The following is a 20274-nucleotide window of genomic DNA, read 5'->3' on the forward strand; positions in this document are numbered from 1 at the left end:
TTTATTAAAGCACGTAATGAAAAAAAGGAAAAGACATTTAGTCCTTTCCTCCTGTTTTTTATAGGTCTTTATATATAGGTTCTGCATTTTTTAGTTTTTCAACCTTTTCTTCCGATCCGTCTTTGGCATTGATATACATTCTGAATGTGTCATTTTCAATTGTTCCAAGCATTTCGTAGCATAACACTTCTTGACCTAGTTCATTTGTAATCAAAGCGAGCCTTGTTTCTCTCACTTGTACATTTTTATTTAATTTAGACTTTGCCTCTGCTTCAGTAATTGCAGGCTTAGGTATGGTTCTTTTTCTGTGAGATGTGAGGAAGTCTCTTGCTGAAAAGCCGACAACCTCACCGTCATCCAAGGCCACTTTTATACGAATTGCCTCCGGGTACATCCGGACTTTATTTTCAACAGGAACATATGAAAATACACCGATTTTATCATATTGGGCGCTTTCATCAATTTCCAAATCATCTGTTCCAAATCCGTTTTTCTTCAAAAATGCAAGCGCTCGGTTCGATCCGTCATTTAAACTGATTTTCTGATCTTTCACTTCTCTGTTTTGGATCAAATATACCGGATGCCCGCCCTTCTTCGTAATATCCATATAAATCACTGCTTTATGGTCTGGATCTTTCATGCTGATGCTATATACATCGCGATTTGTTTTTTTTCCGCTCTTTACCACTTTAATTGAATAATTGTCATCTGGGGCAAAGCGCTCAGCAATTTGTTTTGCTTCCTGTTCGGAAATTTGTTTTCCCTTCAGATGGCTGAAGCCTTTCTCTTCTTTTTTCGTGCTGGTGAAACTCGGGCCAAGATCAGTGCCAGTGGAGAATGCACCAACATTTTTTTCGACTGTTTTAAAGCTGTTGATAATCGTATTATCACTTTGTTTTTCGTCAGAAGCCAGGGCCATTTCTACGTCCATCCAACGAAGGTTTTTGCTCATGACAAGGTGCTGAACATGACGCAATTCATTTTGTATATCTTCGGACTGCTGATATAGCTTATTTAGTGATGTATACTCGTTTTTATCAAGCGGCTTTTGGTCCAAATCTCTGACTGACGTTTTATAGCTGAAATCGCCGATCTTTGATAATAGCTCTTCAGTTTTATTAAACGGCATTAATGTAAGCGGCAGCTGACTGACGCTGTTATGAGCTTCTGATGTAATCCTCCACACATCGATCAATGCAGGCGACAGTGATTTTTGGCTGTTCATGGCAAGTGTTGTTCCGATTTTATCATGAAGCTGATCCACCTGATAGGTAAGCTCATGAAACGCCCGCTGATAGTTATTTTCAGCATGAAGAAGAACTGCGTCTTTTTCCTGGTGTTCTTTGTATCCCCAGTAGCCTGTACCGACTATTGCAATACCAAGCACGGCGATTAAAATTCCTCTGATCATTTATCACACCTCTTTTTATGCTTTCTCATATCTGCTACTCACAGAAAATGTGTTTACCGATTCTTTTAATCTGCGGACGCCCCCAAATCCACGGACTTGTAGCCGTATCCGGATTAAAGTAGTAAAGTGCTTCCTCTGATGGGTCCCAGCCATTGATGGCATCCAGCACTGCTTCTCGTGCCGTTTCATTCGGCTGCATGTAAATTTGTCCGTCGGCTACTGCTGTGAAGGCAAGCGGCTCAAAAATAACCCCCGCTACTGAATTTGGAAATAACGGGCTGTTCAAACGGTTTAAAATGACTGCTGCAATAGCAACCTGCCCCTCGTACGGCTCGCCCCGGGCTTCGCCATAAACCGCTTGAGCAAGCAGCCTGATATCGTTGTTGGAAAATCCACCAGGCATGTTCGCTGCTACCGCATCCTGTTTTCTTGCTTTTGCTGGTGTATTGTTTTGCTGTTTATTCGCATTCGCTTTAGGCTGCTGCTGCGTTGTTTTTTCCGCAGGCTGTTTCTGCCGTGCTTCTGCTTGTTGTCTTGCTTTTTGTGTTGCTGCTTTTGATGGTTTCGTCTGATACTTTAGCGGAATTTTTCCGTAATGCGTGAATGTATTCCCTTTATTGAGCTGTTCCATGACATATTCACGATAGTATTTTGATTTACATATTAAGGTTTGCTTTGTTTTAGCTCCTACAAGGCCGTCAACCTCTTTTAACCCGAATTGATCCTGAAAATTTCGAACTGCCCAGTACGTCCCCCATCCATAAACCCCGTCAATTTTTCCGTTATAATATCCGTTGTATTGAAGACGCGCCTGAAGTTCGACCACATCATCCCCTGTTGCCCCTCTTTGAATGACCTGATTCGAAAAGGCAGAGATCGTTTCAGTATTAATAAACGTCGTTATTGTAAAGGAAAAAAGGATGAGACATGCCATAATCGATCCTTTGGACTTCATCTTTTCAAGCCTCCTACTGCAAATTTTTAAGTGTAATCGTATTTTCTGTAACGAGGTTATTTTTATACACTCTTTCCTTGTTATCCCTCAGAACATAAAAACTGCACACAAAAAAGCCGCACGGTTGCTGTGCGGCTTCTATACTTGCATCATATTAACGGAACGAGCTTTTTTCGCTTTACGCAAACCGAACCACCATAAAAATACCATAAATGGAAGCATATAATAAATCCAATTGCTAAGCGCTGTTAGGATAAAATCATATGATCCATGCAAAAGGGATGGGACAACTAAAGAAAGAGTAAGCCACTTTACACGCGCCTTATCAGCGGAAAAACGGGCTTTTCCAAGGTAAAATCCCATTATAACGCCAATCAAGGCATGGCATGAAACAGGCAGCAGCGCCCTGACAAACGCATGCTCCACGCCGTGGCCAATTAAGTAAAGAATATTTTCGAGGGTTGCAAAACCGAGTGATACACTTGTACCGTACACAATCCCGTCATAATGCTCATCAAAGTGGGCGTGCGGGTAAACACTGATCATCAGTATAAACCATTTTAATGATTCTTCCAAAAACCCCGAAGATAAAAAAGAAACGAAAAAACTTCCGCCTCCTACATTCTCTTTTTCAAGTACATACTGGATAAACATTATGGGAAATACAAGAACAACCCCGAGAAAAAACGACCGAAGCACCATATGTACAGGTTCATTATCATACTGATCTTTTAAATAAAAATAACTTAATAACGCGATGCCGGGGGCAATTCCTGCAGAGATGATTGCAAACATCAGGCAACCTCTTTCCTTTATATTCCTACGTCTATCCTACCATGTTGTTTAAAATTTTACATCTGTCTGCACTTAAAAAAACAAAAAGAGCATACGAATGCATCATATGCTCCTTATCTTTAATGGTTTTCTCTTTTGGCGATTTCCGCTGCGATATGCCCCCCGTGAAACCTGCCGTTTTCAATAAATATTTCATTGGCATTATTTCCCGCAGCAATAACCCCGGCAATAAAGACACCTTCAACGTTCGTTTCCATCGTTTCTTCGTTGAAAAATGGACGCCCTGTTTCTTTATCAATTTCAACACCAATTTTTTCAAGAAATTGATGATCGGGATGATAGCCTGTCATGGCAAATACAAAATCATTTTTAATGGTAATGAGTTCTTTCTCTCCTGAGCGAAACACAACTTCATCCTCGGTGATTTTTTCGACACAAGCGCCAAATTCCATACGGATTGTACCGTTTCTGACGAGGGCTTCAAATTCCGGCAGAATCCACGGCTTAATGCTTGGAGAATACTCATTGCCCCTATATAAAACTGTCACACGCGCTCCAGATTTCACGAGTTCAAGGGCGGCGTCCACGCTTGAATTTTTCCCGCCGATGACAACAACATCTTTATCAAAATACGGGTGGCCTTCTTTAAAATAATGAAATACTTTCGGCAAATCCTCACCGGGTATATTCATATAGTTTGGATGATCATAATAGCCTGTGGCGATGATACAATATGGCGTCGTATAGGTCTCTTTTGACGTCTCAATAACGAATGTGTTATTTTGCGTTTTCGTCACTTTATGCACCATTTCAAACGCATTAACACGGATGTTTTTCCGTTTAACGACTTCACGGTAATACGATAAAGCCTGAATTCTGACAGGCTTCCTGTTCTCTGTAATAAATGCCACATCTCCGATTTCGAGCTTTTCACTTGAGCTGAAAAAGGTTTGATGCGTCGGATAATTGTAAATACTGTTAACGACATTGCCTTTTTCGATGACGAGGGCATCAATGCCAATTTGTTTTAGGTGAATGGCAGCAGATAGTCCGCAAGGCCCTCCGCCTATAATAATTGCTTTTTCTTGAATCATTTCCGTCAACTCCTGCGATTGGCATTTCACTTCATATTTTTCTATTTCCGAATAAAAAAATCTCCTATTTTATCATAGGAGATTTTTTATTTTTATGCAAATCATCAACTTATATCCAGCCTCTAAAACGCGAAGCTTCAGCCATTTTGCGAACGCCGACCATATATGCAGCGAGCCTCATGTCAATTCTTCGGTTGTTAGCCATTTCATAAATATTGTTAAATGATTTGACCATCATTTTTTCTAATTTTTCTTCTACCTCTTCTTCACTCCAGTAGAAGCCTTGGTTATTCTGAACCCATTCAAAATAAGAAACTGTTACGCCACCGGCACTTGCCAGCACGTCTGGTACAAGCAGAATGTCCCGGTCTGAAAGAATTTTTGTTCCTTCAAGCGTTGTTGGTCCGTTCGCTGCTTCAACGACAATTTTAGCCCGGATATTATGGGCATTTTCTTCTGTAATTTGATTTTCAATCGCAGCAGGAACGAGAATATCACAATCCAGCTCCAGCAGCTCTTGGTTGGTAATGGTATCGTTGAAAAGCTTTGTTACGGTACCGAAGCTGTCGCGTCGGTCGAGTAAATAATCGATATCAAGGCCTTCCGGATCATAAAGTCCGCCATACGCATCTGAGATGCCGACAACTTTTGCCCCCGCATCATGCATAAATTTTGCCAAATAGCTTCCCGCGTTTCCAAAGCCTTGGACAACGACACGCGCACCTTTAATATCGATGCCTCTCTTCTTAGCCGCTTCTTTAATACAGATGGTAACACCTTTTGCTGTCGCAGATTCTCTCCCGTGAGATCCGCCAAGCACAAGCGGTTTGCCTGTAATAAATCCAGGCGAATTAAATTCATCAATTCTTGAATACTCATCCATCATCCAAGCCATGATTTGTGAGTTTGTAAATACATCCGGTGCCGGCACGTCTTTTGTCGGGCCGACAATTTGGCTGATCGCTCTGACATACCCTCTGCTCAGACGCTCCAGCTCTCTAAACGACATATCCCTTGGATCACAAACAATTCCGCCTTTACCACCGCCATATGGAAGATCAATTATGCCGCATTTTAAACTCATCCAAATTGAAAGCGCCTTCACCTCTTTTTCTGTTACGTTCGGGTGAAAACGTATCCCGCCTTTCGTTGGACCGACAGAGTCATTGTGCTGCGCACGATATCCTGTGAAAATCTTTACTGAACCGTCGTCCATACGAACAGGTATTTTTACCGTTAATAATCTCATCGGCTCTTTTAACAATTCGTATACCTCTTCGGGATATCCCAATTTTTCCAGAGCCTTATGTATTACGGTTTGGGTTGATTTTAATACATCAAGTTTGTCCTCTTCTGTATGACCGGTGTTTCGATCGGCTGCCATTTGAGTTAACCTCCTAGAATCTTCTGTTTCTCACATGCTCCCTTTCAGAGAATAGTATACACCTTCATATGATCTGTGCATAGAATAAACGTTATGTTTTTCCATGTTTTTTAACGAAAAAAAACTGCTGAAATCAGCAGTTTTCCGTTGCATTCTTATGAAAAATGAGTTTGTATCGTCTCTACGGCATTACCGTCCATAATGAGCTTACCATACTCTTGCAGGCGATAAATCGTTAAAGTTGTCGGATTGCCGTATTCAGCCAGAACCGCCACAACCCCTTCAGCCGTATGTGACCCTAGATCTTCAAGGCTTAAAAAGTACTGCCCGTCATAGTGGTAGACAGTTCCCCCTGTGATACCGATTCGCTGTAAGCTTTCTGAAAGCTGAATGATATCTTCAAAGGAATGGAATTGATATATGATGTCCGCGCTTTCATCAAGCTTGACTTGCATTTCGATGTAATCATCATCATACTCATCGTCTTCTGAATCGGCGTCTTGGTTCTTTGTTACAATCACGACCATCCCTTGTGCTTGGAGAGAATACACTTCCACTGCAATCGGTCCATTCGCTTCAAAGCCGAGCTCTGTATTTGCTTCATTCATCATATCTTTAAATAACTGGTGGACTTTAAATGAGTCCTTCCAGAGGTCTTCTTTTGTCAATCCCCGGTCTGTCAAATCATCGAGGGTTAAAAAGATTTTGATCTTATTATAATTCAGACGCTCAAGCCGCATAACGTTCCCTCCTGCCTCTACTTGCACACAAATCATATAACACATTATATGAGATGATGAGTCATAGGTTCTTAATTGTTATCAGTTTACACTGAGTTCACTAGTAAGACAAGCACAATGCAGTTTTTATTGCCATATGGATTTTTGCTTTTTAGAAGTTATTCTGGCCCGCAAAGAGTCACAATGTGTGTTTCAGGCTCAGCACCTAAACGAAGAGGCACTTTTGTCGTGCCGTAGCCGTTGCTGATCAGATATGCCGCGTTTTTAACAATACCTGTTTTCCCCAGTTCATAAGGGCCAAATTTTCCAAACCTGATCTGGCCTCCATGGGTATGTCCGCTGAATATCACATCAATACCGTCATCTTCATTGATTTGTTCATGAATCTCCGGATTATGGCAAACCAGAATATTCAGCTGGTTTTCATCAAGTTCTTTGATGGCTTCCTCATAATGATCCATCTCCATCCTGATATCATCCACCCCCGCAATCGCAATCGTATGTCCATTGTATGAAAACGGGACTGACTCATTTCTCAGAGTGATGACGCCGTGCGCTTTAAATATGGAATACAGCTTATGCTGCCTGACTTCATAATCATTATTCCCCCACACAAACACGATAGGGACCCCGAAATGTACGAGCCTTTTGATGTTTTCCTCGATTCTCGCACTGGGCACCCCGCCCTCAGCTAAATCACCGCCGATTATAACCAAGTGGGGGGCATGGCTTCGCGCTTTTTCTAAAAGGTCTTGATCGATGAGACGTTTGTGAATGTCTGAAATAAAAAAGATTGTCAGAGGCGGCTTGCCCTTCATCTTTGATAAAGGAAACGTATGTGTCTTCAAATGATTGCCTTTTGCTGTTGCATACATTTTTGCCGTCATTGCCGCTGCCGCAACAGTTAGAACACCGGCAATTTTCACTGATAGCTTCATAAAAACTCTCCATTCTTTTTAGAACTTATCAATAAGACGGACAATAAAAAAAAGACGTTTCTATCGTTTGAGAAAACGCCCCATTTTATTTACTTTCAAAATATAGATTAATGTCATATTTGTGCTTCATCATGTGAAAAACAGACTCTCTCGCCTTCCATTTATCAGGCTGCGGCCAGAGATCAGTGCTTTTCTGAATAATTTCACATCTCAGTTTATGGAAATCAGTCTCGGATTTTTCTTCCTTTTTCTTGAAATAATATGAAGTGCAGTAGGCAAAAGCGGTTGCCAGCATCCAAAATAAATAAAAGGTATGGCTAAGTATTTCTTGAAGTATAAGCTGAGGCTCCGGGCTTTTGATCATGATCATAACACATAATAAGCCTAGGCAGATAAGTGAAGCCCATCGCCATCTGCGGCATTGTGCTGCATAATTTTCGAATTTTTGTTTTCGTTTTACCAGCGCTTGGAGCATCTGTTTGGTCGGCGCGTCTGTAAACTGATCCAGCTGATTCCATAAGGATTCCATACGCTTCACACCTTGTCCATTTTCATTGCTACAATATATGAACGTAAAATAAAAATAATACCCTATTCATCCATTAAGGGGATGTCCAAAACTTGTCCGGTGTAAACATCATTTCCATTCAGATGATTATACGCTCGAATTTTTTCTTCTCCTGTCCGGCTTTTATAATACTTCATGGAAATGCGGTATAGCGTTTCTTTCTTTTGGACGGTGTGCTTGACAACGCAATTCGGCACATTTTGAACTGGCTCAGCCGGCTGCTGTTGCTGTTCTTGCTGTTGTACTGTTGATTGGGAAGAGGAAGCAGCCGCGGCGGTTGCTTCCTCCTTATTTGCCGAGTCTTCTTTTTTCGCTACAGCAGTCTGTTTCTTATCAGCAGCTGTTTTTGCCGGCTCTTTTGGCTTGGAATTTTCTGGCTCTTTTTTTGACTCCTTCTGCAGTGCGGTTTCTTTAGTGTCTGCGGTATCGTTTTTATCCTCTGATTTCGGGACAACCTCATATTTGCTTTGGCTGCTGTCAATAAAGACATCTTCATAATCGTCATGATTATCCGGGTGGCTCTTTAGATAAAATAAGGTGACTAAAACGATAACCGGCACAAATACAAATATTACTGCGAGCACTGTGAATAATGGCGTTTTTGTTTTGCCTTGCTTTTTTTTCTGTTCTCTTTGATTTTTTACAGATTGTCTTGTCGGAAGGCTTTCTCCATCATCGACATAATCGTTCGCCAATGCGGCGTTTTGATCTTCATAAAGATTCTGGGCCTTTCTTCTCTCTACTCTCGACATGTTCGTCATGTTTATCCCTCCTCACATGTTCAAAACGAATCTGACAGGCAAACACGGCATCAATGATAAAATGCGCCGTCATCGGAACAAATAAGTTGCCGGTCCATTCATACATCAGACCGAGCAAAAAGCTGATTGCTGTCACCATAATAAATAACAGCCATTTTGACAAATACCGAAAGTGCAGAGCGGCAAATATAAGGCTGGCCGCCCATAAACCGATATGAGTCTGCAGCACTCCTCTGAATAACATTTCTTCCGCGAAAGCAATCAGAAGCGTTAAAAATATAATATGAGGGATTGACCTCTTACTGAATATTTTTTTATTGATTCCGCCGTCATCATATAAATGAGACGGAAACCATTTCATTACTGCCATATCGGCTAAAATAACAATAACAGCTATAGAAACACCATACCAGATGATTCGCATATCGCGAATGTCCCAGAGCTTTAATACGTCCCGTACATCCTCAAAAAAGAACAGTCCTGCTGCAGCAGCGGCAAAGATGATGAGTAGCTGCGTCAAATATAACTGCTTCAGCATATCACGGTCAGACATATGCTGAATATAATCTTTTTGCTGTTTCAGTTCAGCTCACCTACAGTCTGCAAGCTGAATATCCGGTGCAATTCCGAACTCCAGCTGTCTAATGGCGCCATTTTACTCCGTTCCCCTTTTTGTTCATACAAGGATAAATCAAAACCGCAATGTGAACAGCACGGGTGGTTTCCGTCATCAGGCTCGTATGATTCATCAAAGTAGGTTAACAGTGCCTGCCTTAAACAGCCGTCACGCTGAAGCAAAAATGATACACGGTGCATTTTTTCCAGCTTCAGCTCCATGCGATATGAAATTTCTTTCTTCATCAGTTCAACTGATGTTTTTCCCTGCATAAAGAGATGAATCATCATACGGGCCTGTGTCTCTCCGACGCCATACTGAAGTAATACGTCACGCAGCCTTCTCTCATCCCGCTCCTCCGTCTTCTCTAGCACACGGATCACGTCGGCGATTTCTTCAGCTGTGACACTCTCCATCTGGATAATCTGTTCCTGCAATTCAAAATCCCCTGGCGCCCGCAGCAAAATGCTGACACTCGGCTTTCCATCGCGGCCCGCTCTACCGATTTCCTGCATAAAAGCTTCTGCCGTCTGCGGGAGGTGAAAATGAATCACATATCTGATATCGGGTTTATCGACACCCATTCCAAACGCATTCGTACAACATATCACATCAAGCTGGTTATGAATAAACTGCTGCTGAATTAAAATCCTGTCCCCTGACTCCAAACCGCCATGGTAAAAGTCGGCTCTGCTGCTCGTTTTGCTTTTAATTTCACCCGCTAATTCCTCAGCCCATTTCCGTGTCGGACAATAAACAATTCCCGGGCCTTGCAGGTTTTCAACCAGCTGAATGACCCTATCTATTTTTTCGGCAGTGTCCGCCGCATTTTCAACCCTCAGTGCGATGTTTGGGCGGTTGACTGAGTTGAGATGGCGTACAGCATGCTGCAGATCCAGCAGGTTCATGACATCTTGCAGCGTTTCCTTTGTAGCCGTGGCGGTCAATGCCAGAACGGGCGGGTGTCCAAGTTTTTTTCTCAGCTGTCCGAGCTTTGAATAATCAGGCCTGAAGTCGTGTCCCCATTCAGAAATACAATGCGCTTCGTCAATAACAAATAGGCTGATCGGGACGCTTTTCAATTTTTCCAATACATATGGAGACTGTAAAGCTTCAGGAGACAAGTACAAAAATTTATATCGATGAATATGTTCTAAAACAAATTGTCTTTCCTGCCTGTTAAGCATGCTGTTCAAAGCTGCAGCACGCTTTTCCCCCCGGGCTTTGAGCTGCTGCACCTGATCCTCCATTAAAGAAAGCAGTGGAGAAACGATTAATACCATGCCGTCAAGCATATAACCAGGCAGCTGGTAGCAAAGCGATTTCCCTCCCCCAGTCGGGAGCATTGCAATGGTATCCTTCCCGCTGAGTATGCTTTCAATAATGTCCTGCTGCCCTTTTTTAAAGGAAGTAAAACCAAAAAACTGATATAACGTTTGCTGTAATTTAGTCATATTGCTGCACCTGCTTTGTCAATGCCAGTCTGATTTGAAAGTAGCTGAACCGCTGTTCCAGCCCGTCGCGAATTTGTTTGATTTTATTCGTCCGCATCCGTTTGGCAAACTCTGCGATTCGGAGCTGGTCTTCTGCTGATACATAATCATTAATCATAAACGTAGGCTCATGGAGAGAAATCTCGACAATGTGGTCTTCAATCGTCGCTGTTTTCAGCTTTCTGATTTCAGCAATTCGCTGTATCGGAAACCCTTGTTTGACCATCTGCCATGTTTTCCTCGTCGACTCTGTCAGGGCATTATCTAAATGCACATCAGAAAGGAGATCCTTTAACAAAGCATCTTCACACTCCGGAAGAGAATGAATAAAATAATGTACCGAAGCCCAAAACATGATATAGACATACCATTCATCTTCTTTCAGCGTATCAGCAAGCTGCCTGTTCGTATAACCGATCCGATGGTGCGAGGTTAAGGAGTAGACAAAAATTTGCGCTGCTTTGTTTTCAATCTTTTTTAAATGCGCCTCAAGCATGGCAAAAAGGCTTTTTGCCATCTCTATATGATCCGTATGCCGGGACAGGTATTTCTTTACCCAGTGAAGTGTCTTATGATCCTTAGTGACAGGGATATACTGCCTGCTCCCTTGCTGTTTATGGGATAGGACCTGCACAAGCAGCGAAAGCCTTTTCCAAAGCACACCGGCAGCCTGCTGATAATGAGCGCCGTGACAATGAACGGGCCAAGGCCGCTCGCTAAGGGCATGCCTTAAAACTGCTGCGCCGCTGGCTGTCACTTTGTATGTATCAGTTTCAGACATTGGCGAGAGATATGAATGCTTTTCAAGCTTGTCAAGCGACTCAGAAACATCGCTTCTCGAACATTGCGCCGCCATTCCAAAGTATTTTGCAGTCTGAAATAAGCCGGCATCTTGAATGGTTTGTGACGATCTCTTGCCTTTGAATAGGTGAAAAACAGCGCTTCCCGACCGTTCCCCGTTTATTTTGCAAAGGCAATCGAGAACCATAATATCGAAGTAATTTAATGACAACCTATCCACCTACATTCTTCCTGACAAAAATCGTTGATTTGCTCCTTTTATTTTAACAGATTTCAAACAGAAATCGACGTTTAAAGTCATCATTAAGGGGGATGTTATGTAGATAACCCCTTATGTGATAAGCATTCTCAATCATTTTTCTGTTGAAATGTGGCAGCAACATCATTACAATAAGTAAGAGGAATAGGTGTTAAATTGATTAAATATAAAGATTGATCCATTTGTTCCACCAAGAACAATCTGGGAGGTTTTATTCATGGCAAAGTACACAATCGTAGACAAAGATACATGTATTGCATGCGGCGCTTGCGGAGCTGCTGCACCAGACATTTACGATTACGATGATGAAGGCATCGCGTTCGTAACGCTTGATGAAAACAAAGGTGTTGTCGAAGTTCCTGAGGTACTGGAAGAAGATATGATTGACGCATTTGAAGGATGCCCTACTGATTCCATCAAAGTGGCGGATGAGCCATTTGAAGGCGACCCGCTTAAATTTGAATAGAAGTAACTAAAAAAAGCTCCCGAACGGGAGCTTTTTTATTTAATGGATATGTGCACTTCGCTGCTGCTCAATCCATGGCTAAGCTTGATAAAAATTAGTGAGAATACAACCGTAATTACAATACCTTTTATCATGTTAAACGGCAGGATACCTGCGACGACTGCTGTTTTTAGCGCGCTGTCGGATAATGCCGGTGAATGTAAAAACCACGTGTATGCCGGAAGTATCAGAACATAATTTAAAATACTCATTAAAATGGTCATCGCTGCAGTTCCCAAAAGCAGGCTAACAGCCAAGCCCTTTGCTGAGTTGAGTTTTTTAAATAAGAAAGCAGTCGGCAATATAAAGAGTGTTCCTGCAATAAAATTCGCAACTTGCCCTACAGGAACTCCGGCCATGCTTCCCTGAATGATATACTGAAGAACATTTTTTATCGCTTCTACGGCAATACCCGCCAAAGGTCCGTAAATCAGAATGGCAATAATAGCGGGAACGTCGCTAAAATCGATTTTCAAATAATCCGGAAGACCCGGAAACGGGAAATTTAACAGCATCAAAACAAATGCAATGCTGCTCAGCATGCTGACCACAACTAATTTTTTTACTTTCACTTCATTCTCTCCTTTTCGATCACATCTTACTCGAAAACGGAAAGGTTCTTTTCCAGCCAATAAAAAAACCGCTTCATATATAAAAGCGGGGTTTCGAAAATTAGGCTAGGCAAAGAAACGTTTGAAAAATTCAATTTCAAAACGCTTATGAACCTCCATCTTCTCCCATCCAGACTGTACTGTCGGCTCCGGAATCTCACCGAATCCTGCTGTAAGACAGCTCGCGGGCTTAGAGCCATTGGCTCATCACCGCCGGTAGGGAATTTCACCCTGCCCCGAAGATTGATCATATGAAATTTAATTACATTATAAACGATAACTGGTTGGCTGTATAGAGAATTGCTTCAAATTATATATATTACCTGCAAGCTGTCAGATCATTGATTTATTAGGCTTTACTTTTATCCTTTACTGCGTCAATACACGTTGACACTCTTTTGAGAATATGTTAAATTATCAGATATTTAGTTTGTCAATTTAGGAGGAAATCTAACGATGTTTCGAGTATTGGTCTCAGACAAAATGAGCAACGACGGTTTACAGCCACTTATTGAATCAGACTTTATTGAAATCGTTCAAAAAAACGTAGCAGATGCAGAAGATGAATTACATACTTTTGATGCTCTTTTGGTGCGAAGCGCGACAAAAGTAACAGAAGACCTTTTCAACAAAATGACTTCTTTAAAAATTGTCGGAAGGGCCGGTGTCGGTGTCGATAATATCGATATTGATGAGGCTACGAAACACGGGGTAATCGTGATCAATGCTCCGAACGGCAACACCATTTCGACAGCTGAGCATACATTTGCAATGATCTCTTCTTTAATGAGACACATTCCGCAGGCTAATATCTCAGTGAAATCCAGAGAGTGGAACCGCACAGCTTATGTCGGTTCAGAGCTTTATGGAAAAACGCTTGGTATTGTAGGATTAGGCCGAATCGGAAGTGAAATTGCACAGCGTGCGAGAGCGTTCGGTATGACTGTGCACGTTTTTGATCCTTTCTTAACGGAAGAAAGAGCGAAAAAAATCGGCGTAAACAGCCGTACATTTGAAGAAGTGCTTGAAAGTGCGGATATCATTACCGTTCACACGCCTTTAACAAAAGAAACAAAAGGCTTATTGAATAAAGAAACGATTGCAAAAACGAAAAAAGGCGTTCGCTTAATTAACTGTGCGCGAGGCGGAATTATCGATGAGGCAGCACTTCTCGAAGCTTTGGAAAACGGGCATGTTGCGGGAGCAGCGCTTGACGTTTTCGAAGTTGAACCGCCAGTTGACAACAAACTTGTTGATCACCCATTAGTCATTGCCACTCCTCACTTGGGAGCATCAACGAAAGAAGCACAGCTCAATGTCGCCGCCCAAGTGTCAGAAGAAGTTCTGCAGTTCGCAAAAGGCCTGCCTGTCATGTCAGCTATCAACCTGCCTGCCATGACAAAAGATGAATTTGCTAAAATTAAGCCTTACCATCAAATTGCAGGAAAAATTGGCAGCCTTGTATCACAGTGCATGAAAGAACCAGTACAGGATGTTGCCATTCAATATGAAGGCACAATTGCTAAACTTGAAACATCGTTCATTACAAAAGCCCTTCTGTCAGGCTTTTTAAAACCGCGCGTTGACTCTACTGTTAACGAGGTCAATGCCGGGGGTGTCGCAAAAGAACGCGGCATCAGCTTCAGTGAAAAAATTTCCTCTTCTGAATCTGGATACGATAACTGCATCAGCGTAAAAGTGACAGGAGACCGCAGCACCTTTACTGTAACGGCTACGTATATTCCTCATTTCGGAGAACGAATTGTCGAGATCAATGGATTTAATATTGATTTTTATCCGACAGGTCACTTGGTGTATATCCAGCATCAAGATACAACAGGTGTCATCGGCCGAGTAGGACGTATTCTCGGAGATAATGATATTAACATTGCAACCATGCAGGTTGGCCGTAAGGAAAAAGGCGGAGAAGCCATCATGATGCTTTCCTTTGACAGACATCTGGAAGATAAAATTGTGAAAGAACTAACAAATGTCCCTGATATTGTGTCTGTGAAGCTCATTGATCTGCCATAATCAAAAAAACTCAAGCTATATAGCTTGAGTTTTTTTATTGTTCTATCCCCGTGTGTTTTTATGCAAAATATCTAAGACACTCCTTAGCTCAGAAACAGGTATTTGACCTGGTGCGGACGCCTCTTCTCCAGCTCCAAAAGTACAAGCCGATCCAAAAACCTCACCGCTCAGCCTGCTGATGAGCCCTGTTGCAGCCATTGACATTGTAATAATGGGGCGGTCTGCATATTTTGTTTTCATTGTATACGTCGCATCAAGCAGTGTTAGGAGATCTCCAGTATTATTCGGCATGACAGCCATTTTTGGAATATGCGCGCCTAAGTCCTGCATTTTTCGAAGTCTGGAAAGAATCTCATCTTTTACAGGCGTTTTTTCAAAGTCGTGATTTGACATCACCACATAGACGTTGTTTTCTTCCGCCATCGATACTAACGCTTTTACATTTGCATCACCTGAAAATAATTCGATGTCTATCAGATCGATGTCTTTTGTTTGGATTGCCGATTCCAGCAAAGCAAGATAGGAGCTTTCGTCCATCTCCATGCTCCCGCCCTCTTTGTGGGTTCTGAATGTAAATAGAAATAGCTTGTCTTCTAAAGAATTACGAAGCTTAGAAATGAGCTTTGTGACCGCTTCTCTGTCATTCGCTTTTTCAAATACGTCGACTCTCCATTCAACAATGTCCGGATTCAGTAATTTTACTGCCTCTGCTTCATTCAGAATTTGTTTTTCCGTCTTTCCCATCAGCGGAACGATGATTTTCGGCATTCCTTCCCCGATGGAAACTCCTTTAATTGTTAACACGTTCACTCATCTCAAATCCTTTCAATCGTTACCTTGTTTTATTATACACGTACAACTTTTTTTTGAAAATTTCTATTATATGAATAGCAACTAAAAAAGAGCCTCAAAGGGCTCATTTTAGTTTAAGAAAATCGGATTTGGAGCAGCCGGTACCGGAATTGCATCTGATACGTCATATTTGCCAATTTTTTTCGTTCTGGTTTCCGTAAAGGTCACTTCTGTGAAGCCAAACTCTTTTGCGGTTAAAAGTAGTCCCTCAATCATTAAAATACCGGCAATAGAATCATCAACTTCTGAGTCCTTTGAAAAGCGGATATATAAGTGTTTCTGTTTCTTCGTTACAGATTGGACAGCACCCGCTTGAATAAGAGGTGTCGTATCTTCTTGGCTGCTCGATTCCATTTCCTTAATCGCTTCTTTTACTGTATCAAAAGAATTATTTGACGGAACGAGAAAGTCTTGTCCTTGTTTATTTTGGTACAAGTAGTAGGATCGTTTTGACTGTTTGGGAATCGAAATTTCCGTAAAAGTGCCATATGAGCCAATCCGAACCCCAGTCTCATTTTGATCCGATAAAAATTTGACTTTTTCATAAGGACTCCATTTTAAGGATTCTTTAAGCAATTTTTTTAACAGTGTATCATCTTTTACAGAAAATGCCGTAGCTGGCTGATGGACTCGTATACTTAATTCCTTCTGCTTTGGTTTTTCTTTTATTTCTACTTCATCTATGAAGGATGGAATTGTAATGGCATGATCCAAGATATCCAATTCACCACTTACAGTCAGCATGTCCTGGATCGTTTGGTATGCATTTGTTTTTTGAATGCTGACGGGTATGATTGCGGATGTATCGGCATCAGCAACTGCTACAGTGATGTAATTGTCTTGTTCCTTTTCAGGTACAACAAACGATGTATGATCCAGGGATGATGCAGCTTTTGGGCTGTCTTCTGTCTCAGTTTTTGTTACTGCGTTCTCTTGGGACGCTTCTTTTTGTTGAGGCTGTGCCTGATCAAAGAAATGAGGAGAAATAATGAAGGCGATATAAACCGCAATTGCAGCGGCACACGCGGGGCCAATCCACCTGACAGCGGGCTTATTTTTACGCTTTGCCATCGTCAGCCGCTTGTAAATATCCTGAGGCGAACGATGGTCTTTAACTGCCGGAAGTTGACTTAACAACTCCTTTATCTGTTCTTCGTTCCATTCTGACTTCATCATCCATTAGCTCCTCCCTCAAAAGCTCCATATGTTTCCGAAGTACTTTGAGCCCTCTGTGTTGGGTCGTTTTTACTTTGCTTTCCGAGAAGCGCAGAGCCTTGGCTGTTTCCTGTATTGAATATCCCTGAATAAACCGCAAGATAATCACAGCTCTTTGATCGATTGTACATTGATCAAGCGCAGCATAAATTTCCCGGACATTTTCATGTTGAACCGCAAGTTCGTCCGGCAGCAATTGCTGATCCCTGACATCCTGTGTATCCCAGTCAAATGTACCGAGTATACGCTGTCTGATTGTTTGCTGTTTACGGAACCAGTCTATCGCAACATGGCGTGCGATAGACAAAAGCCATGTTTTTTCACTGCTTCTTCCTTCAAACGTATGATAAGAATTTAATACCCGGATATAAACCTCTTGAAGAAGGTCTTCTGTCTGGTTTTTATCCTTTACCATATAAAATAAAAATTGGTACAAATCTTGATGATATGTATCATATAATAATTGAAAGGTTTCTTCCATTTGAAACCCCTCCGTTCACTTTTTTGTCGTATGAATAGCTTGAAAAGTTACATTACAACTATATTACGAGTAACTGGAATTTGGAAGGGAATTTATATTAACATATCCTTAAATTTTATTAATGTTGGCTATTAAAAAAACACCCGCTCAGTCAGCGGGTGTTTCTTATGGAACAAGATCCTTCGGCAAATTCAGACTCGATTTTACCGTTTTGTCGGAATATAAAAAGTAAATGTTGTTCCTTTATCTATTCGGCTGTGCACAGTGATTGATCCGTTGTGGGCTTCCACGATATTTTTAACGATAGCCAGCCCTAACCCGGTTCCTGATCTGCCCCTTGTCCGCGCTTTATCTGCCTTATAAAACCGCTCAAAGATAAATGGCAGATCTTCTTCCGGTATGCCAGACCCGGAGTCTTTGATATCAATTTTCAATCCATCCTTCACAGAATGGACTGAAATGGAGACACTGCCACCGGCTGAAGTATGCCGCAGCGCGTTATCAATCAAATTGGTAAATACCTGCTCCATCTTGTCTTCATCAAACATAAATTCCTCTTCTGTGAGAGAAATGTCATTTTGTAAAGCTATATTTTTTTCTTTCGCAACACCGGAAAACTTCCGAATGATCTTTTCTAAAAACTCATTCACATTGATTTTTTCATAATGTAAGCCTGTATGGCCTGATTCCATTCGGGCTAAATCAAGCAAATCATTAACTAAGCGGCCCATTCGGAGTGATTCATCATAAATGATTTGGGCAATTTCTTTCCGGTCTTCTTCAGAGCTTGCAATGTCATCGACAATTGCTTCACTGTATCCCTGAAGCATGGAGATCGGTGTTCTCAGCTCATGACTGACATTTGCGATAAAGTCCTCCCGCAGCTTATCAAGGCGGCGTTCTTCTGTCATGTCACGCAGTACGGCAACCGCTCCTCTGACGTGCGATTCCGCATAAAGCGGCGACATCAAAAGCACCCATGATCTGCCTTGAAGCGTCATCTCAATCATTTGTTCTTTTTCAGTGCTGACAGCGTTTTGAAACAGCTCTTTTGCTTCGGGCGGAAGGTTGTCGCCTTCTTTAATATTCATGTTCTGTTCATAATACCAAGCCTGAAGAAAACGTTCAGCCGGCGGGTTGGTCACAAGAATCGTACCGTCAATATTAATGGTAATAACCCCGTCAGCCATACTGCTCAAAATGTTAGAAAGCTGCTCTTTTTCTTGATTGAGCGCATTGATATGAAAGTTAAGCTGCCGGCCCATTTGATTAAAAGCGGTCGCCAGTTCACCGATTTCATCCTGAGTTAAAATCGGGATTTTTGTATCGAACTTGCCCTTCGCCAAATCCTGCGCGCCTTCTCTCATTTTGCGGAGAGGGTATGTGACCCTGCTTGATAAAAAGAATGCGAAAAATGTGGTCAGCACAATCGCAATTCCAGCGGCAAGAAAAATATAGCGGGTCGTATGTTTTGTTGTATCTTTAACGGCAAGCAAAGACTGGGATAAAAAGACCATGCCTTTCTTTCCGTCTTTTTCATACGGGACACCTACAATCAGGTGTTCATTATCCGTGTCTGTATCGCTCAGTCCCGTACGTTTGCTTACTTTTTTATGGTCTTTGAGAGCTTTATTTAAGTCTTTGTCATGCTGTATTTGCTCAACCGTAATAGACGACAGGCGATTTTTATCATTCGGGGAATACCAGTGGTTCTTCTCATCCTGAATGATGGCAATGCTTGTTAAGTTATCAGCGAGCTCCCAAGTGATTGACCTTGCCAGTGCCTGGTCCTCGTGATTTTCTAGGATGACAGCAACTTTATTCGCAAGCTGTGTTAAATCATTCTCGGCTTCTTCCACATGGTAGTTTTCAATAAACTCCAGCAAAAGAACCGTTAAAATGAACAATACGATCAAGACGAGTGAAAGGATCGTAAACCACAGCTTACCTACTACGCTTTTCCAAAATTTCATTCAGCGCCGACCTCAAATTTATAACCTACACCCCATACGGTGACAATTTTTTTCGCAGCTTCCGGAGATACCTTGTTCAGCTTCTCTCTCAAGCGTTTGACGTGAGTGTCCACTGTCCGTAAATCACCAAAAAACTCATATTGCCACACTTCTTTCAGAAGCTTTTCCCGATCATACACCTTGTCAGGCGTTTTCGCTAAGAAATATAGAAGCTCATACTCTTTTGGCGTCAGGCTCACTTCTGTTCCATCAGCTGTTACGCGGTGAGCATCATGGTCTATGGACAGATGTGAAAACACGAGCACATTTTTCGTCGGTGTATTGGCATTGAAATAAGAGGTTTGGGATGCTCTTCTCAAAAGGGCCTTTACACGTAGCACGACTTCTCTCGGGCTGAACGGCTTAACAATATAATCATCTGTTCCCGCTTCAAACCCCTGCACCCGGTTTGCTTCTTCTCCTTTTGCGGTCAGCATGATAATGGGTGTCGCTTTTTTTTCGCGAATTTGCCGGCACACTTCAATTCCATCAGTCCCCGGCATCATCAGATCAAGCAAAATTAAGTCATAATTGGCTTCTAGCCCTTTGGCAATGGCTTCATCACCATTTTCAGCTTCATCTATAGCATAATTTTCACGTTCAAGATACATTCTTAAAAGGCGGCGAATTCTGGCTTCGTCATCAACTACTAATATTTTTGTTTCGTTCGTTTGGTCCATGTTTTCCCCCTGCTTTCCTTCTGTTACTTTCATTTTATTAAATCGTGAGAAAGTTTGAGAACTGTGTCG

19 protein-coding genes, 1 pseudogene and 1 riboswitch are annotated in these 20274 nt (G+C 41.9%); of the genes and pseudogenes, 2 read left to right on the forward strand and 18 right to left on the reverse strand.

The window, feature by feature from the left end:
• Positions 1–58: 58 nt before the first annotated feature.
• From ypeB to AC0OMU_RS08105, 12 genes are all read right to left on the reverse strand, one after another.
• A complete protein-coding gene (ypeB, locus tag AC0OMU_RS08050) occupies positions 59–1411 on the reverse strand; it encodes a germination protein YpeB (RefSeq protein WP_474241037.1) in 1353 nt (450 codons plus the stop codon).
• 34 nt (positions 1412–1445) lie between these two features.
• The gene (gene sleB / locus AC0OMU_RS08055) at positions 1446–2366 is read right to left on the reverse strand and encodes a spore cortex-lytic enzyme (protein ID WP_088272380.1); all 921 of its coding nucleotides are present in this window, start codon (positions 2364–2366) and stop codon (positions 1446–1448) included.
• 138 nt (positions 2367–2504) lie between these two features.
• Complete coding sequence (prsW, locus tag AC0OMU_RS08060; protein ID WP_014480144.1) at positions 2505–3161, reverse strand: glutamic-type intramembrane protease PrsW; 657 nt, start codon at positions 3159–3161, stop codon at positions 2505–2507.
• 119 nt (positions 3162–3280) lie between these two features.
• Positions 3281–4255 (reverse strand): YpdA family putative bacillithiol disulfide reductase, encoded by a 975-nt coding sequence (locus AC0OMU_RS08065; RefSeq protein ID WP_216998816.1) that lies wholly within the window; start codon positions 4253–4255, stop codon positions 3281–3283.
• 109 nt (positions 4256–4364) lie between these two features.
• On the reverse strand, positions 4365–5639 hold the full coding sequence (gene gudB, locus AC0OMU_RS08070; RefSeq protein WP_003230536.1) for an NAD-specific glutamate dehydrogenase: 1275 nt from the start codon (positions 5637–5639) through the stop codon (positions 4365–4367).
• A 155-nt stretch (positions 5640–5794) separates the two neighbouring features.
• On the reverse strand, positions 5795–6379 hold the full coding sequence (locus AC0OMU_RS08075; protein ID WP_003230533.1) for a genetic competence negative regulator: 585 nt from the start codon (positions 6377–6379) through the stop codon (positions 5795–5797).
• 158 nt (positions 6380–6537) lie between these two features.
• Complete coding sequence (locus tag AC0OMU_RS08080; protein ID WP_047182815.1) at positions 6538–7317, reverse strand: metallophosphoesterase; 780 nt, start codon at positions 7315–7317, stop codon at positions 6538–6540.
• An 85-nt stretch (positions 7318–7402) separates the two neighbouring features.
• Complete coding sequence (locus tag AC0OMU_RS08085; RefSeq protein WP_003230531.1) at positions 7403–7846, reverse strand: YpbF family protein; 444 nt, start codon at positions 7844–7846, stop codon at positions 7403–7405.
• Positions 7847–7908: 62 nt separating this feature from the next.
• Positions 7909–8646, reverse strand: a complete 738-nt coding sequence (locus tag AC0OMU_RS08090; RefSeq protein ID WP_474241038.1) for a LysM peptidoglycan-binding domain-containing protein — start codon at positions 8644–8646, stop codon at positions 7909–7911.
• The gene (locus AC0OMU_RS08095; protein WP_015483389.1) at positions 8597–9199 is read right to left on the reverse strand and encodes a CPBP family intramembrane glutamic endopeptidase; all 603 of its coding nucleotides are present in this window, start codon (positions 9197–9199) and stop codon (positions 8597–8599) included. Before AC0OMU_RS08095 ends, AC0OMU_RS08090 begins: the two co-directional genes overlap by 50 nt.
• A gap of 26 nt (positions 9200–9225) precedes the next feature.
• Complete coding sequence (locus AC0OMU_RS08100) at positions 9226–10716, reverse strand: RecQ family ATP-dependent DNA helicase (RefSeq protein WP_309530256.1); 1491 nt, start codon at positions 10714–10716, stop codon at positions 9226–9228.
• A complete protein-coding gene (locus tag AC0OMU_RS08105; RefSeq protein ID WP_322839710.1) occupies positions 10709–11767 on the reverse strand; it encodes a YpbB family protein in 1059 nt (352 codons plus the stop codon). The genes AC0OMU_RS08100 and AC0OMU_RS08105 overlap by 8 nt, the downstream gene beginning before the upstream one ends.
• 265 nt (positions 11768–12032) lie before the next feature.
• Here AC0OMU_RS08105 and AC0OMU_RS08110 point away from each other — a divergent pair, with 265 nt between their 5' ends.
• A complete protein-coding gene (locus AC0OMU_RS08110; protein WP_003225461.1) occupies positions 12033–12281 on the forward strand; it encodes a ferredoxin in 249 nt (82 codons plus the stop codon).
• A gap of 39 nt (positions 12282–12320) precedes the next feature.
• On the opposite strand, the pseudogene fmnP reads toward AC0OMU_RS08110, so the two are convergent.
• Positions 12321–12892: pseudogene (fmnP, locus tag AC0OMU_RS08115) on the reverse strand (riboflavin transporter FmnP).
• Positions 12893–13045: 153 nt separating this feature from the next.
• Positions 13046–13179, reverse strand: a riboswitch (FMN riboswitch).
• A 208-nt stretch (positions 13180–13387) separates the two neighbouring features.
• On the opposite strand from fmnP, the gene serA reads away from it, so the two are divergent.
• The gene (serA, locus tag AC0OMU_RS08120; protein WP_004398713.1) at positions 13388–14965 is read left to right on the forward strand and encodes a phosphoglycerate dehydrogenase; all 1578 of its coding nucleotides are present in this window, start codon (positions 13388–13390) and stop codon (positions 14963–14965) included.
• A gap of 42 nt (positions 14966–15007) precedes the next feature.
• Here the strand turns inward: serA and aroD are convergent, their stop codons facing one another.
• The 5 genes from aroD to resD form a co-directional block, all read right to left on the reverse strand.
• Positions 15008–15775 carry a type I 3-dehydroquinate dehydratase gene (gene aroD, locus AC0OMU_RS08125; RefSeq protein ID WP_474241039.1) on the reverse strand — a complete coding sequence of 256 codons (768 nt, stop codon included), beginning with the start codon at positions 15773–15775 and terminating at the stop codon, positions 15008–15010.
• Positions 15776–15886: 111 nt separating this feature from the next.
• Entirely contained in the window at positions 15887–16993 is a 1107-nt protein-coding gene (gene rsiX, locus AC0OMU_RS08130; RefSeq protein ID WP_047182821.1) for an anti-sigma-X factor RsiX, read from the reverse strand.
• A complete protein-coding gene (gene sigX / locus AC0OMU_RS08135; protein WP_003230521.1) occupies positions 16929–17513 on the reverse strand; it encodes an RNA polymerase sigma factor SigX in 585 nt (194 codons plus the stop codon). Before sigX ends, rsiX begins: the two co-directional genes overlap by 65 nt.
• 203 nt (positions 17514–17716) lie before the next feature.
• Entirely contained in the window at positions 17717–19486 is a 1770-nt protein-coding gene (gene resE / locus AC0OMU_RS08140) for a sensor histidine kinase ResE (RefSeq protein WP_322839685.1), read from the reverse strand.
• Positions 19483–20205 (reverse strand): DNA-binding response regulator ResD, encoded by a 723-nt coding sequence (resD, locus tag AC0OMU_RS08145; RefSeq protein ID WP_003246107.1) that lies wholly within the window; start codon positions 20203–20205, stop codon positions 19483–19485. Before resD ends, resE begins: the two co-directional genes overlap by 4 nt.
• Between the last annotated feature and the right edge of the window lie 69 nt (positions 20206–20274).

The organism is Bacillus sp. FAU18, from assembly GCF_056033885.1.